Genomic DNA, 16,329 nt, shown 5'->3' with positions numbered 1-16,329 from the left:
TGTTATGCGGAATTTCACAATAACTTTAATAGCACATGTCTACGGAGGTAAATCCACATATTTATTGTACTGATTAAAATTAAAATAACTCGTTCAGCCTGCATATTAAAATCAAAGTAATATTCATTCTCTCAATTCTTTGGCAAAGTTATCATAGTAAAAATGCATAGACACGCGTTTAGTTATTTGACGAGTCTAAAAATTTAAAATATAATGGTATTGATCGCTTCTTATGCCAATGACTAAATTGTCCTTTCATTTTTGTATTTGTAGAAGTCTTTTTTGATCTGTGAGTCTATCGAAGGGGGACATGCATTGGTGAATACATATTTGGCACTTCACTCAACCGATAATCTTCATGTGAAAATGAGAGAGTTGGAATCCCAATGGGGATATTTTGTTTCTGATAAGCAGAAGCCGGTTAAAGTACGGCAAACCATATACCAATCTTGGAAAAGATGTGAGGAATATCAGGTCGATCCACTCCAAAAGCAAACCTCCATCATCATTGATGATCAACGTTTAGACGAAACCTTAAGTCATTCGGAAATGTATAAAGCGTCTCTCCCCATTGTTGAATCGTTACATCAGCAAGTACAGGGCACTGGACACCTTATTACCCTTGCTGATGATAAAGGAACAATCATACATTTGGAGGGGGACCAAAAGATAAAGCAACAGGCTGCAGAGATGAGTTTCATTCGCGGCGCAGACTGGAGTGAAAAAGCTGCCGGATCAAATGCAATTGGAACTGGATTGGCAGTCGGCCACCCTATTCAAATTTTTTCACATGAACATTATTGTGAAGGTGTTCATCCATGGATATGTTCAGCGGCTCCAATCAAGGACCCTTTAACAGGGAAAGTTCTAGGTATTATCGATTTAACCGGACCAAGACAGCTTGTTCAACCTCATTCTCTCAGTGTAGTACAAAATATATCAAAGATGATCCAACATAACTTTAAAACGCATTCACTTAAACAGCGACATCAGTTACAGAAATTTTATGAAGGCTTTGTCAATAAGTGGAAATCGGATAGTGTTATCATGCTTGACGAAATGTTAAATATCGTCCATGCAGACCCAAAATGCCTTTTTTTATTGCAAATTGACCACTGGAAACAATTGGCTGCCCATCAAGAGTTTCACCATATTCGAAATTCATTACTTACAAATAATGAATATGAATGGGAGTTGGATGTCCCCTCCCTTCAAATCAAGGTATTTATTCAAGTGATTGTTCAAGGTTCGGAAAGAATCGGTTATTTGCTTCATTTAGAAAAAACTAATCAAATAAGAAATTATACTTATTGGGGGCGAATCATTGGAAATTCCCAACCAATGAATCAACTAATCGCCAGGGCGAAAATAGTAGCGCCAACTAACGTTTCCATTCTTCTTACTGGGGAAAGCGGAACTGGAAAGGAAGTATTCGCTAGAGCCATCCACAAAGAAAGTTCACGCAGTCAATCACCGTTCATTGCTATAAATTGCGGGGCCATACCGAAAGAACTAATGGCAAGTGAATTGTTTGGCTATGAGCCTGGTGCTTTTACTGGCGGAAACCCTAAGGGGAAAGCCGGAAGATTCGAAGAAGCCGATGGTGGAACTTTATTGTTAGATGAAATTGGTGAGATGCCACTTGATTTGCAAGTACATCTTTTACGAGTGTTACAGGAAAAAGAAATCGTAAGGCTTGGCACATCTCGTTCGAAGAAAGTTGATGTTCGTATTATAGCGGCGACAAATAGAAATATGAGGGAGCTGATTGCAGAAAGGAAATTTCGGGAAGATCTATATTACAGACTTAATGTCGTAGAGTTTCAACTGCCTTCGCTCAGAGAGCGAAAGGAAGATATTCCTCTCCTTACTCGATATTACATTATCCATTATGCAAAAAAACACGATAAACCAGTACCGACAATCGGGAACGAAGTTCTTTCATTGCTGAATCAATACCACTGGCCTGGGAACATTCGAGAGCTAACTAATACAATTGAGTATGCAGTGCTTTTTTGCAGTAATAACCACATTACAATGGATTCTTTGCCAGATTTTTTTAGAGACAGTAGTCAGGGGTTGATCAGTGAACATCATGAACTTACCGTTTTGGAGCAAGAGGAAAAGAATAAAATTAAACAGTTGATCGAGGAAACAGGAGGAAATCTTTCTGAAGTTGCAAGGCGCTGCAAAATTGCCAGGACAACCCTTTATCGAAAAATTGAGAAATACCAACTAAAAGTTACGTAAGGAGAAACGGTTTATCCGACTTAAAGGATAGACCGTTTCTCCGCTTATTAATGATTTTGCATAATCCCTTCGCTAATGATGAGTTCAGGTTCGACAGAAGTTTTAATATCTTCTACCGTATAACCTTCTGTAATTTCGATCAATGTTAATCCCTTCTCAGTAATATCCATTACTGCTCGATCTGTAATGATCCGATGCACTACTTCTTTACCAGTTAAAGGGAGAGTGCAAGATTTTAATATTTTGGGATTTCCTTGTTTATCTGTGTGTTCCATGATGACAATAATTTTCTTGGCACCATGTACAAGGTCCATCGCCCCGCCCATTCCCTTAATCATTTTTCCGGGAATCATCCAGTTGGCTAAATCTCCTGTTTCAGATACCTCCATCGCTCCCAAAATCGCCACATCGATATGACCGCCTCGGATCATTCCAAATGATTCAGCACTGTCAAAAAACGCCGCACCATCTATCGCCGTAATCGTTTCTTTGCCTGCATTAATCAAGTCAGGGTCAACCTCTTCTTTAGTAGGATAAGGACCGATTCCCAATAATCCATTTTCAGATTGTAAAACTACCTGTTTATCTTTTGGAATAAAATTCGCTACAAGGGTTGGAATGCCAATACCTAAATTCACATAGTCGCCGCTTTTAATCTCCTTCTCAGCTCTTTTGGCAATTTGTTCACGTATGATCATTTTATTTTGATTCAAGTTCATTCCCCCTTCCCCGAATCGATTCATTTCTTACAGTCAAACGTTCGATCCGCTTTTCTTGCTGCCCGATGATCATTTTTTGTACATAAACGCCAGGGGTGTGGACAGTATTGGGATCAAGTTGTCCTACCTCAACAATTTCACCTACCTCTGCAATTGTAACTCTACTAGCAGCGGCCATCATCGGATTAAAGTTTCTTGCTGTCTTGTTAAATATCAAATTCCCCATTCGGTCTGCTTTCTCAGCATAAATGAGACTGAAATCCGCTGTCAGTGCTTCTTCCAACAAGTAATATTTTTCGTTAAAATTTCTCACTTCGCGCTCTTCAGAAATGGCAGTGCCGACACCAGCAGGAGTATAAAACGCAGGGATTCCTGATCCACCAGCACGAATTTTTTCTGCGAGTGAACCTTGAGGTGTTAACTGAACTTCAATTTCGCCGGCTAATACTTGCCGTTCGAACTCTTTATTTTCACCTACATATGAGCCAATGATTTTTTTTATTTGTTTATTCCTCAATAATAGTCCAAGCCCCCAATCATCAACTCCACAGTTATTTGAAATAATAGTTAAATTTCTAGCTCCTTCTTTAGCCAATGCTTTAATGAGATTCTCGGGTATTCCAACTAAGCCGAACCCTCCTACCATAATCGCAGCACCGTCATGTATATCTTTTATTGCTTCTTCAAATGATGTCAGAATCTCTTTCAAGCTGCTCCCCCCTTCCTTAATTTTTTTCACAAAAGGCGACGGTTTTTAACCGTCGCCAGATGCATATCAGGATTTGCCTGGTAATGGAGTATTGATCCATTCGTTATAAAATGTATCGATATCCGGCTCAAAGTCCTTAATCACCGGGTACCAAGGGGTAACGGCCTCAACCTCCAATTGGGAAGCACAGCCTGGGCAATAATATTCTCTTAATACTTGCCATTCTGTATCAGGCGACATCAATTTAGGGTATATTTCATTCATTTTTTCTTCAGTATCCCGCACAAATATATTGGCATGTAGTTTCCAATTATCTTTGTAATGGCAGAATTCATATCCGCAGTCACATTTCACAATCCGCTCTCCATCTTTTTTTTGAACAATAAACAAATGCTCTCCAATAGGTAGTAAAATTGGGTCATCCCAAGGAACCCTTTCTTGCATGACACTTAAATAAATAGCGAACCTATCTTTGTCTTTATGGGAAGACATCATAGTTTTTAATTGATAGAAATCTAATGTTCCATCAATTAGTTCCCCGATTAACTTCTTATCGTATTTTGCCATGTTATTTCACCCCTGTCTTGAAGCGATTGATATGCTTTCCAAGCTTAGGCATATTTAATTCTTCTTCATGAATTATCCAGTCCTCAGGTAATGTCCAAAATTCTTTAAAGTCATTTGTGAATTTTTCACTCAGGGCGAAGCTTTCAGCATACATATTTCTTACTTGCAATGATGCTTTTTGATCGAGTATATTTTGCTTCTCCTGATTGAACCATTCCCGTGCAGGGATACTTCTTTTTAAGCGTTCTTTCCGGATTGCTTTCCGTTTTTTCTCGGTTGCCTTGATATCAACTGTATACATACCGTCTTTTTCTTTAAACACACATCCAAACACTTTTTCAGCATAACGCAGGAGAATATGTCTTTGGTTTAAATCCGCTTCCACATCTTTGGGATTACGTTCAATTGGGTCTCCATATCCTGGACCTCCACGCAAATAGTTCATGATGAGGTCATAATCACCAAATTCTTCCTGTGTGGAGCAAGTCTGTCTGTCACGGTGAATGACCTCAGCTTCCATATTTTCCTCATAAAGCGGATTGTCTGGATCTATATCGCCTCCAAGTGGCAAAGGCTGTCTCTTTTCAATCCTCTCTTTTAAATTAGTGTTATAAGCTGTAAAACGATAACCTGAGGAAGCTGGATACCCCCCCATTAATCCGCAATCTGTCGCCATTACACCAGCACCAGCAACAAACATTGTCCATTCTTTCGCGCCCCAGCCCAAACGCAGTGACTGCCATCCGTTACCGCCGCGGTATTTTCCAGCACCGCCTGATCCAGGTAATATTTCCCTTCCCATGTATACAAGCGGTTCAAGAAGTTCCCATATTTCCATGTCCCCCATATCACCTTCCGGGTTCCATAAAGCCGCTGTATGACTAATACCATCATTAACCGCGCTTGCTCCTACACCGCAGGCAGCAGTCTCAAAGCTATTAAGGGCGGAAAGGCCTCCATATTGATCGATTCCGCCTCCCATCAGCCAGTTGGAAGTATGGGCATTTCCTGCATTGACTTCTTCCAGATATCCGCGCCCATAGTATGCTCGACTTAAACCCCGCCATAATGGTGACCAAGCCGCTACAAGTGCATGCCATGTGTTAGAGTGGGCAGAACGAATGTCATCAGGGTTTAGCCACGAACCTAAAGGAGTACCAAATTTACTAGCATAGTAAGCGCCATCATTGATCCGGTCATTTGGCACAAGTGTTTGTGACAGCATAACCCAGATACCGCTTGTCATAGAAACTGGAGTAGCATTAAACGGATGCCATCCCCAACGGCTTGCTCCTTCAAAATCAATTTCTAGCTTTGCATCCTTATGGACAGTGATTTCGGATGGTGAATGCATAATCGTGTCCACCTGAGCAAATTTTGGCAGGTCCAAGCCCTTAAACTGCACGTCGCTGAATGAGACCTGACGATATTTCCCCGGTATTAGCATGGTTTTTACCTGATTGACAAACCCGCGGCGACCATCTTCGATAATTTCTCGGATAAATGTTTTGTACGTGTCAATACCTTCTTCTTGAATAACGTCCAAAACAAGATCACGGATCATATGGCAGCCTGCAACACGTGTTTTTTCATCCAGAGTCCAATATTTCACCGCTCTTACGGAACGAGTGCTTTCTAGAAGCCAATCCTTTGATAAGACATCATCTTGTCCGATTTTCCGGCAGGTTACTTGGTAACCGTCATCATAACGCTGTACAGGGCCCATCGGCATGCTTCCGGGGGCGGAAGCTCCTGTATCAATAACATGGGTAACCCCACCTACCCAACCGACAATCTCATCTTCCCAAAAAATAGGAACCAGTGTATGAACATCACATGTATGCACGTTTCCAACATGATTGTCATTGTTACAGAAAATATCTCTATCAGCGATTCCTGGATTCTCTTCATAATCATTTTCAATCATAAATTTTATTGCTGCTCCCATTGTTCCGACGTGAATAATAATCCCTGTCGATGTAACAATAGAGTCCGCTTCAGGAGAGTACAAACTGAAACATAGTTCACCTTCCTGCTCTACAATGGGAGAAGCAGCCACTTTCTTAGCCGTTTCCCTTGCATGAACGACCCCGCCGCGAAGTTTTGAATAAATCTTCTCAAACTTTATTGGATCTGACTCTTTTAATGGCAAGGAAGTCAATCCAGCATAATGCCCCGTTTCTTTACTTATTTCTGTCATATCATGACGCATTTGCTTTAATGACTTTCCACCCCAGCCGATCGGTTTTTGTGTTTTTGGTAGAACACTACCTATTGCTTTTGCCAAGTTGAATACCTCCTCGCATTGATTATTTTAATTCCTTCAGATGGAAAATTCGGTTCTCATCCAAATAAGCTTCAAACCCTGTTGGAACAACCAAAGTTGTTGCTGTTGATTCCACGATAGAAAATGCCTTAATTCGGTTCCCAGGAATCAGTTTTTCCATCTCGTAAATATCGGCGTATTGCCATCCATCTGTCCAATAGACCTGGCGTGTCCCTATGAAAGCTTCTTTTGGAGGCGTCTCCCCATCCAAAGGCTCAGACGGAATCTCCGGCTTCGGTACATCAACAACTCCGCGAACAATCGCACCGGTAATAGAATAACCGAGTTCTGGGGACAAGGCTGATTTGGCATAGACTCTTGTGTACATGTCCTCAAAGGTTTTAACCAATGTTTCAAAGTCATCTTCATTTTTAAATTCTTTTATCGGCGCTTCAATTTCCAAATCATTGAGCTGTCCTTGATACTGCATACGATAAAGGAGACGGAAGTTCACATCCTCAGGCGAATAGTCATTTTTCCTGAATTCTTCTGTCACTTTCTCCTTAAGCTCGTTCCATGAAGACTGTAATTCTTTTCCAACCTTCATAACAGTCTGGCTATCCGCATCCTCGTCTACATTCAAGTCCAAAGTTTTGTCATAGCGGTATTCGAAATCCGCAGCACCGCATCCAAATGCAGAGAATCCAGCAGCCCATGCAGGGATTAGTATGTCTTCAAAGCCCAGTCCTTTAGTGTAACCAGCTGTATGTAACGGGCCTCCCCCTCCATAGGAAAAACAAACATACTGAGATGGCGAATACCCCTTGCCAAGAATCATTGATTCTAAATAGTTTCGAAGTTGTGATTCAAGTAATTCTATAACTCCCAGTGCCGCTTCCTCGACGGGTAACCCAAGGGGATCTGCAATTTGAGTTTTAACGGCATGGTATGCCCGTTCACGCGACAGTTTAATTGCACCACCAATAAAATTATCTGGATTGATCATACCAATCACAACATGGCAGTCAGAAACAGTAACAGTTTCAATGCCTCCTTCGGGGTTGCATACTCCTACAAGTGATCCCGCGCTATCTGGACCTAGTGTCAGATTTCCATAGTTTGGATCGATTCTTACATAGCTCCCGGTCCCTGCACCTGTTGTATCCATTGACACTAGAGGCAAAGATAAGACTAGTCTGGCCATATCGGGGCTGGAATTAATGGCAAGGTCCCCTTGTGTAATCAGTCCAATATCAAAACTTGTTCCTCCAATATCCGAACATGCTACATTTTTAAGCCCGAGACTTTCCGCTAAATATTTTGCTCCAACCATTCCCCCTATTGGGCCAGAAACACATGTCCTAGCTAGCTCATTTGCTTTTATACTGATGGTTCCACCATGACTGGCCATAATCCTCAAATTGAAATCGGTTCCATTTTCTTTTAAAGCTTGATCTATTCTTTCCAAAGTTTTTCTAGATGGCTCAGCGGCATAGGCTTCTACAATTGTTGTGTTTGTCCTGTGAGATTCTTTTCTCACTGGATAATAATCGACTGTTGCAAAGACCTGAATATCCTTTTTTGCTTTCTGAATTAACTCTTTTGCCATGTCTCTGATTTTTCTCTCGTGTTCTGGATGCTTGTATGAGTGGAGTAAACTAATGACAATCGCTTCGACATCTTCATTTATTAGCTTTTGAATAGCTGGTTCAATTTCATGCTCATATAGCGGAATGACAACATTCCCAAACATATCTACTCTTTCGGTGATGCCAATAGTCCATTTTCGCGGTACTAACGGTGGGTCAAAATGATGTGTGTTAATATGAATCCGGTCAGAATAGGAATAACCTAGATAGGATTGAATCCCCCTTCCCATGCGGTGGTTATCTTCCATTCCTTTATTCACTACTAATCCAACACGGCGTCCAACTCTGGATACAAGACGATTAAGCATGGCGGTACCGGAATAAACCCCAGCCCGCAAATTGGGAAACTCCTGTTCCACTTCTACCTCCCATTGTCCCAATGCGTCTTTGGCAGAGTTCAACAGCCCTATATGCTCATCCATCGGTGTAGTTTGGGCTTTTCCTACAACAAAATCCCCCGTTTCATCGATTATAAAGGTGTCTGTCATTGTTCCGCCAGCGTCAATCGCAAGAATCTGTGACTTTGCCAAATTGTTTTTCTCTCCTTTCCATTGAATTAAAGATTATAATTGCAAAAAGCATACCAACCTGTTTCCGAGAATAAAATAAAGAAAAGCAATTTCGGTATTTGGTTAAGCTTTATTCGCCGGAAGTCTCCCACTTTTGTAAGTGTGCCGGTATTCCATCAGTGGGGACAAGCCCCAGCTGAATCTAGTTAAAGCATCCGGCGGATGCCACAGATTTTCAGAGGAAATGTATCGAGCGGAACTAGTTAAAATCTGGGCGCAAATAAGCCAAGGCGAATTTGTTTGTTTGAAAGAAATGAAATTAACTGTATCCTTTCGCTACATGTGTAGCGAAACGTTGTATTGGCAAAAGGAAAGCAAGGCGGAGTTATTATAATGAGATACAAAGAATGTGTGAAGTGTTTGTTATCGGAGCAAAGCAGGCAGCCTTTGCCTTCTGCTGCGATTGACAAAATCCACTTAGTTGTCTCCACTTCACTAACAACAAGCCACACCACATCCTTCAGCTCCGGCAGACTTAGGTTAGTTATTTTTCCCAAAAACAAAAAAGCTTCGGTAATCAATTACCAAAGCGACGTTAATGAAATCATTATTATTGGTGTTTTTTCAGGAGTCTTTTGAGCCTTGTCCGCATATCCTCAGCAATCCCATTGATTTCTATGACCCTCTCAATCTCCGCAGCATTCTGGCGGTCATGAAAAAATAAATGGTGCAAGCCCCTGACTGAAATGGTATGTTTCTGTCGATCAATCAAAGTAATCTCCGATGTTTCTTCTATCATACCTTCCTCCAGTACTCTTCCGAAATAACCTGCTTTTCCGGTCAGAATAAATTGTTCAAATAATCCCCGGATCCGGTTGGAAATATCCACTTTAGCGCAAGGGATCCTACTTTGGGTGATTTCAACTTTTGCATCGCCAATTTGAAAAATATCACCGATGTATATATCATCTTCTGTAAATCCGGTGATGGTCATATTTTCTCCAAAAGCGGGTATAGCCAGCTCTGTACCTGAGAGTGAGTTCCAATCCGCATAATGTTCAAAGGGATAAAAACAAACAGCACGATCTATACCACCATGACTTTCATTGTCCGCAACATCATCATTTTCAAAGCCAGATGTATAAAGATATGCTGAAGAAACAGGCTTTTTTCTAATTCCGGAATTGATTACCTGTCCAAATGGATTCCCAATCAGCTGCGGCCTGCCCACATTCAATGATCTAATAATGATCCGATTCTCCCTTCGTGTCACTTTTTTACCATTATACAATATAAAAAGCCCGGCGAAACCGGGCACAATTTATATTCAAATTGGTTTGGTGGAGACTTCTCTCTGTTTTTTCCACAAAGAGTATCCACCTCTAAGACTATAGATATCTTTTACTCCGTTTGCCTGTAAAATACTTGCTGCCATTGCTGACCGACCTCCAGAAGCACAATATACAACAATCGGACAATCCCGTGGCACTTCATCCAAACGGTCTGGTAAAGTGCCCAACATAATATGTTCTGCCCCTGGTATGCAGCCAAGCTCCCATTCGTCTCCATTCCGGACATCCAAAACTGCCGGGTGTTCTATATTATTTATATACTCCGGCTGTATTTCTTCGTATGTTTCTAAGTTGGGATGGTTCCTTATTGCGGAAACGACATCCATATAACCGCTTATTCGATCAATTCCAATCGAATATAAGGCATTCATCAACTTATTCTTTGTTCCAGATTCCACTAACAAATACAAGGGCTTATCATAGTTTATAAGCCACCCTGCCCATTTAACAAAGGATTTATTAAATGGGATATTGATCGTTCCAGGAATATGTCCTTTTCTAAATTCATCCACATTCCTCGTATCGATCACTATACCATTTATTAGCCATTTGATCAGGTCGAACTGGTCATTTGACTTTGAAGGCACAGCCAGATCTCTTTTAAATGCAGGTCCTGTCTTATTAACTCGCTTCATGATGGAAAAATATTTTGGCGGTTCAGGCTGACCATGCAGCAAATCGCGCGAGAATGTTTTTGCATCATGATGTTGTAAAGCTGGATTAAACATTTTCTCATATCCTGCTGTTGAAGATGGTACAGCCCCCAATGACTTTCCACAGGCACTGCCTGCACCATGCGCAGGCCAAATTTGCAAGTAATCCGGGAGCTGTTTGAATCTTTCAATGGAAGCAAACATTTCCTCGGCTCCCTGTTCAGCAGCCCCTTCATACCCGACCGCAGTCTCTAATAAATCTGGGCGACCAACATCTCCGACGAAAATGAAGTCTCCTGTAAACACACCCATCGGCTGATCAGCCCCACCCCCGGTATCTGTCAAAAAAAAGGAAATGCTCTCGGGGGTATGTCCAGGGGTATGCATAACTTCAAATTCCAGATGGCCGATGCTAAAAACATCGCCATCTTTTAATAACTGATGGTTCACATTAATCAAATTGTCATACTTCCAATTTACCCCGCCTTCATCCGATACATATATTTTTGCTCCTGTCCTGGCCTCCAGCTCCCTCGCCCCAGAGACAAAGTCAGCATGTATATGCGTTTCAGCAGTGGCGATTACCCTTAGTCCATTAGCTTTTGCCGTCTCAATGTATTGATCAATATTTCTTGAAGGATCGATGACAATGGCTTCACCTGTTTTTTGACACCCAGCCATATATGAGGCATGTGCAAGATATTCATCATAAAAATACCTTAATAACACTCGGCTCAATCTTCCTTTCTATTTTCCAGATTTGGAATCACGTTGATAGATGCCTGAATATAAGCTAAAAGTCTTTGCACCTGAGGCTCTTTTATCCATTTCATCATTGTAAGCATTGATATTTGCCGGGTGTTTTTTTCAGCCTCACTTCTTACTTCTGTCCACAGTCTCTTCCCTTGTGAAAATCGATCTTTTACTGGATTCATATAATCCTCAACATTTTGTAAAAGATATTGAATGGATTTCTCATCCTTCATCACATCTTCTGCAAAAACTGCAGCCTGCTCCAATTTATCTATAATTTGTAACAGCGATGGCAGCTTTTCAAGCAAATGTATGCCTGATTCAAGTGTTTTCCAATCAATATTCGTATGCTCCAGCTTTAATTGTAATTTTTCTATCGTTTTTGCATCTGCCATGACAGATTCTACTGATGTTAGGAGCTGCTCCAATTTATCCATTCTCTGGACAATGCTAGGTAATTGTTCCAGTAGCCTTTCCAATGAATCCGCTGTGTCCGGATTGTTCAGCTTTTCCATTAATTCTTTACTTACAAGGGCTGTTTCCATCTATTTGAACCTCCCTACATGGTTCCTTTTAACATCCCATTCCAATATATGATCGGAAGCATATCTTTTTTCATCACGTACATACTGCGCCGTTCCTTTGCCTGGTTGAATGGAAATGACTCTTTCGGTTGTTTATCATAATTGAATTCAGCTAATATTAATGTGTTATACCCTGTCACTAGCGGACAAGAACTGTAGCCGTCATATTTGGCGCCCAGCGCTTCTCCTTTCATAAAAGACAAGAGGTTTTTAACAACGACGGGATATTGCTTTCGAATTGCCGCGCCTGTCTTGGATGTTGGTAAGTTGGAGCAATCACCGAGTGAAAAGATATTTTCATATTTTTGATGCTGCAGCGTATGAGGATGAACATCAACCCAGCCGGCTTCATCTGCAACCATGCTATTTCTTATGAAAGCCGGTGCACGCATCGGCGGAGTGACGTGAAGCATGTCATAATGGATTGAAGTCTGTTCCTTTGTTTCAACATGTTCAAAAATCGCTACCTGCAAATCACCTTGTACTTCTATTAGATTGTGTTTAAATCGTACATCGATTTTTTTCCTCTCTAAAATCTTCTCAAGGGCAAGCCTGTATTTTTTGACATCAAAAATAGCATGATTGGCCGAACCGAAAATAACTTCCACCTTGTCCCTGATGCCTGTCCTGCTGAAATAATCTTCTGCTAAATACATAATTTTCTGCGGAGCTCCCCCACACTTGATGGGAGTCGCCGGATGTGTGAACAACGCATTCCCGCCTTTGAAATTCCTAATCACATCCCATGTATAATCTGTATATTGATAGGAATAATTACTACACACTCCATTTTGTCCAAGTGTTTCTGTCAGCCCTTTTATCCCTTCCCAATCAATTTCTATTCCCGCGGCCACAATCAAATATTCATATCTAAGCTTAACCCCATCAGATAGCTGAACATAATTTTCTTCAGACTCAATAAAGGTAACTGCCGATTGAATCCAATCAGCTCCTTGAGGAATCAATTCTGTCATACTTCTTTCAGTCTCTTCCTTTTTGGCTTCTCCTCCCCCCACTAATGTCCAAAGTGGTTGATAGTAATGCTTTTCAGCGGGATCGATAATGGCAATCTCCCCAGCAAGTGACCTTAAGTCTTTTAAAAGCCTTGCAGCTGTACTGATGCCCGCTGTTCCTCCTCCAATAATGACGATCTGATAATGTTTATCCATGTTTATTGACCTCCATCAGCCTTTATATAAACAGGATTTGAATCCCATGAAGCGAAGCAAACCCGCCTTTACGATTATAGTAGTGGATTTGGTCATTTATGCTTCTTACTCATTGATTTTCCGAATCGCTGTAAATTGGGTTTGAAAATTTATTCGAAATGCAGTTTACATTCGCCATATATCATTCAGGGGACAAGTAAACTGATATAGGAATCAAGCAGCGGGATTTATTCTAAACACCTCTTTTTACCACAAAAAGTGTATCAATTAAGAAAATTTAACTGCAACACCATCAGCTCTTGGGAGCAAGTACTAATACCCGCAAAGAAATTAGGAACAGGTACCAACACTTGATATTAAAACATAATATTTTCCTGTTTTTGTAAAAAAAATGCGGTTTCTTCAAGCCACAGGGATCAAACTGCTATCGTAATTTTTGTCAGGTTTTCAAGCCATTCAACTTTCATATGTTATTTCCAATTTGAACATTATTTTAATATATTATTAATGTTTTCGTTGCATAAAACAGGCTTCAGAATAGAAAACAACTACTTGTGCATTTTTTCACAACTTTATCATAAAGACGATAACAATTTGCCACATAATATCCGTTCAAAAAACTCAATCAAGGGTATTATAAAAATGAGGGGTGTTTAAATGATGTACAAAAAACATGAACGGATTTTGATGGGACTTGCATTTGGTGTTGCGGCCATTATGCTTTTATCTATGCTTGGACGAATTTTTGGAAGTTAATGAAAGGGTGGAAGTTTAATGTTTAATGGAGACTCTTTGTTTTACAGCAGGCTATTGACCGAACTTACCCTCTCTTTCCATATCATATACGCCACAATTGGGGTTGGCGTTCCGCTGATGATTATGATTGCACAGTGGGTCGGCATCAGGAAGAATGATGAGCATTATATTTTATTAGCAAGACGATGGGCTCGTGGCTTTGTCATCACTGTTGCTGTCGGGGTTGTGACGGGTACGGCGATAGGATTGCAACTCTCGCTTTTATGGCCAAATTTTATGGAATTGGCAGGTAATGTTATAGCTTTACCGCTATTTATGGAAACTTTCGCTTTCTTTTTCGAGGCGATTTTCCTCGGAATTTATTTATACACTTGGGATCGTTTCGAGGATCAACGGAAACATCTTATGCTATTGATACCAGTTGCAGCAGGAGCAGCCTTCTCGGCTGTTTTTATTACAATCGTCAACGCATTTATGAATTCACCACAAGGCTTTGACATTGTAAATGGGGAGCTCGTGAATATCAACCCAATCATTGCCATGTTCAATCCGGCGATGCCTACAAAGGTAGCACACGTCGTTGCCAGTGCGTTTATGACTTCCGCTTTTGTGTTGGCATCTATTGCCGGGTTCAGGTTATTAAAAGGGTCGGACCATATTTATCATAAAAAGGCTTTATTTTTGACCATGAAGATCGGACTGATTTTTTCCATTGCTACAGCAGTTATCGGAGACTTCTCTGGTAAATACTTAGCGGATTATCAGCCGGAAAAGCTTGCAGCGGCTGAATGGCATTTCGAAACATCTGGAGATGCCCCACTGGTTTTATTCGGAAAATTAGAAAATGAAGAAGTGAAATACGCCTTTAAAGTTCCGAAGGCACTCAGCATTTTGGCATACAGCAAACCCTCTGCCGAAGTTGTCGGTCTTGACCAGTTTATCGATGAGGAGATCCCACCTCTGTATATTCACTATCTCTTCGATATTATGGTGTCGGTAGGTATGTGGATGACATTATTGTCGATTGTATTCTTACTGGGAGCCAATAGAAACTGGAGATTTATTCAGACAAAATGGTTTCGCCGTCTGATTGTGCTCGGAGGCCCCCTCTCCATCCTCGCAATTGAAATGGGATGGTGGCTGGCTGAAGTGGGAAGACAGCCTTGGATTCTTTATGGTTTGATGAAGACGTCGGATGCTGCAACAACAAGCGGACAGGTTGATCTTATGCTCGTCCTGTTTGCCGGGGTGTATATCATCCTAGCAATAGGTAGTGTCGTAGTATTGACAAGAATGTTCCGTAGCAACCCTGTTGAACGTGAGCTCAAAGATCGTCAGGAAGAAAAAGGCGGTGTCGTTCGATGAATCTAGAAATATTAGGAATCATGGTGTTATGGACATTTTTATTTGGCTACGTTATTGTTGCTTCCGTAGACTTCGGCGCAGGATTTTTTAACGCATACAGCCTGTATGCAGGAAAGCAGCATATTTTGACAAATATTATCCAGCGCTACCTGTCCCCTGTATGGGAAGTGACCAATGTATTTCTTGTATTCTTTTTTGTAGGTATCGTCGGATTTTTTCCAAAAACAGCCTTTTATTACGGGACTATTCTCCTTATCCCTGCGAGTATAGCCATTATACTTCTGGCTATTAGGGGGTCCTACTATGCTTTTGAAACTTATGGAGCAAAGGGGCATAAGGGATATTCCTTCATGTATGGCCTCTCCGGGCTGTTCCTTCCAGCCTCCTTATCGATTGTGCTAACAATCTCGGAGGGCGGCTTTGTTTCGATGGTAGATGATAAGCCTGTATTGGATTACTGGGCGCTGTTTACCAGCCCCCTTACATGGAGCATTGTAGTATTAAGTATTGCAGCCGTATTGTATATATCTGCTGTTTTTCTGACTTGGTACGCCCATAAGGCAAAGGATAAGGATGCGACAGAACTAATGAGAAGATACGCACTCATTTGGTCTCTGCCGCTGATCATTACTGCTTCTGGGATTATTGTTGAGCTTCGTGACCATAACCCGGAACACTTTGGAAATTTACTTGATCTCTGGTGGATGTTTGCTTTATCTTTCCTACTCTTTATCGGAACTGTATGGCTTATCTGGAAAAGAAAACATTACGGAAGAGCTTTCGGCTTGCTGGCGGGTCAGTTTGCCCTTGCGTTTTTCGCATACGGCTTCTCTCACTACCCCTATTTGCTTTACCCGCACTTGACGATTTACGACAGCTTTACTAATGAGGTCATGGCGATATCGTTGATCGTTGCCTTTATTGCAGGTCTGGGATTGTTAATCCCTTCTCTTTATTTACTCTTACGGTTGTTTCTTTTCAATAAGGATTATGTCACAGGTAAATCAGATCCATATTAATAAAGGAGA

General features: G+C 41.1%; 12 protein-coding genes. 3 read left to right on the top strand and 9 right to left on the bottom strand.

All coding sequences use genetic code 11. The annotated features are described in order from the left end of the window. The first annotated feature begins 318 nt into the window (after positions 1–318). Positions 319–2,250, top strand: a complete 1,932-nt coding sequence (locus H9631_RS08075) for a sigma-54-dependent Fis family transcriptional regulator (RefSeq protein WP_318246788.1) — start codon at positions 319–321, stop codon at positions 2,248–2,250. A gap of 47 nt (positions 2,251–2,297) precedes the next feature. Here H9631_RS08075 and H9631_RS08070 read toward each other — a convergent pair whose 3' ends face one another. The 9 genes from H9631_RS08070 to H9631_RS08030 form a co-directional block, all read right to left on the bottom strand. Continuing rightward, positions 2,298–2,969 carry a CoA transferase subunit B gene (locus H9631_RS08070; RefSeq protein WP_404801724.1) on the bottom strand — a complete coding sequence of 224 codons (672 nt, stop codon included), beginning with the start codon at positions 2,967–2,969 and terminating at the stop codon, positions 2,298–2,300. After that, positions 2,950–3,678 carry a CoA transferase subunit A gene (locus H9631_RS08065; protein WP_191811627.1) on the bottom strand — a complete coding sequence of 243 codons (729 nt, stop codon included), beginning with the start codon at positions 3,676–3,678 and terminating at the stop codon, positions 2,950–2,952. Before H9631_RS08065 ends, H9631_RS08070 begins: the two co-directional genes overlap by 20 nt. A 66-nt stretch (positions 3,679–3,744) precedes the next feature. Further along, entirely contained in the window at positions 3,745–4,245 is a 501-nt protein-coding gene (locus H9631_RS08060) for an acetone carboxylase subunit gamma (protein WP_191811625.1), read from the bottom strand. A 1-nt stretch (position 4,246) separates the two neighbouring features. Beyond that, entirely contained in the window at positions 4,247–6,532 is a 2,286-nt protein-coding gene (locus H9631_RS08055) for a hydantoinase B/oxoprolinase family protein (protein ID WP_191811622.1), read from the bottom strand. A gap of 22 nt (positions 6,533–6,554) precedes the next feature. After that, the gene (locus H9631_RS08050) at positions 6,555–8,690 is read right to left on the bottom strand and encodes a hydantoinase/oxoprolinase family protein (protein ID WP_191811621.1); all 2,136 of its coding nucleotides are present in this window, start codon (positions 8,688–8,690) and stop codon (positions 6,555–6,557) included. A gap of 589 nt (positions 8,691–9,279) precedes the next feature. After that, on the bottom strand, positions 9,280–9,960 hold the full coding sequence (locus tag H9631_RS08045) for an MOSC domain-containing protein (RefSeq protein WP_191811619.1): 681 nt from the start codon (positions 9,958–9,960) through the stop codon (positions 9,280–9,282). A 36-nt stretch (positions 9,961–9,996) separates the two neighbouring features. Further along, positions 9,997–11,403 carry an MBL fold metallo-hydrolase gene (locus tag H9631_RS08040; protein WP_191811617.1) on the bottom strand — a complete coding sequence of 469 codons (1,407 nt, stop codon included), beginning with the start codon at positions 11,401–11,403 and terminating at the stop codon, positions 9,997–9,999. Between the two features lie 5 nt (positions 11,404–11,408). Further along, positions 11,409–11,972 carry a hypothetical protein gene (locus H9631_RS08035; RefSeq protein ID WP_191811616.1) on the bottom strand — a complete coding sequence of 188 codons (564 nt, stop codon included), beginning with the start codon at positions 11,970–11,972 and terminating at the stop codon, positions 11,409–11,411. A gap of 14 nt (positions 11,973–11,986) precedes the next feature. After that, positions 11,987–13,180, bottom strand: coding sequence for an FAD/NAD(P)-binding oxidoreductase (locus H9631_RS08030; RefSeq protein WP_191811614.1), 1,194 nt, complete (start codon positions 13,178–13,180; stop codon positions 11,987–11,989). 774 nt (positions 13,181–13,954) lie between these two features. Between H9631_RS08030 and H9631_RS08025 the strand changes: the two genes are divergently transcribed. Together H9631_RS08025 and H9631_RS08020 are read left to right on the top strand one after the other, a co-directional pair. Further along, complete coding sequence (locus H9631_RS08025) at positions 13,955–15,301, top strand: cytochrome ubiquinol oxidase subunit I (protein ID WP_191811612.1); 1,347 nt, start codon at positions 13,955–13,957, stop codon at positions 15,299–15,301. After that, on the top strand, positions 15,298–16,320 hold the full coding sequence (locus tag H9631_RS08020) for a cytochrome d ubiquinol oxidase subunit II (protein ID WP_191811610.1): 1,023 nt from the start codon (positions 15,298–15,300) through the stop codon (positions 16,318–16,320). The genes H9631_RS08025 and H9631_RS08020 overlap by 4 nt, the downstream gene beginning before the upstream one ends. The last annotated feature ends 9 nt before the right edge of the window (positions 16,321–16,329 follow it).

This window comes from Bacillus norwichensis, assembly GCF_014836955.1.
Lineage (GTDB): Bacteria > Bacillota > Bacilli > Bacillales > Bacillaceae_C > Siminovitchia > Siminovitchia norwichensis.
Note: the sequence above shows the minus strand (reverse complement) of the source record. Positions and strands in the feature narration are given on the sequence as shown.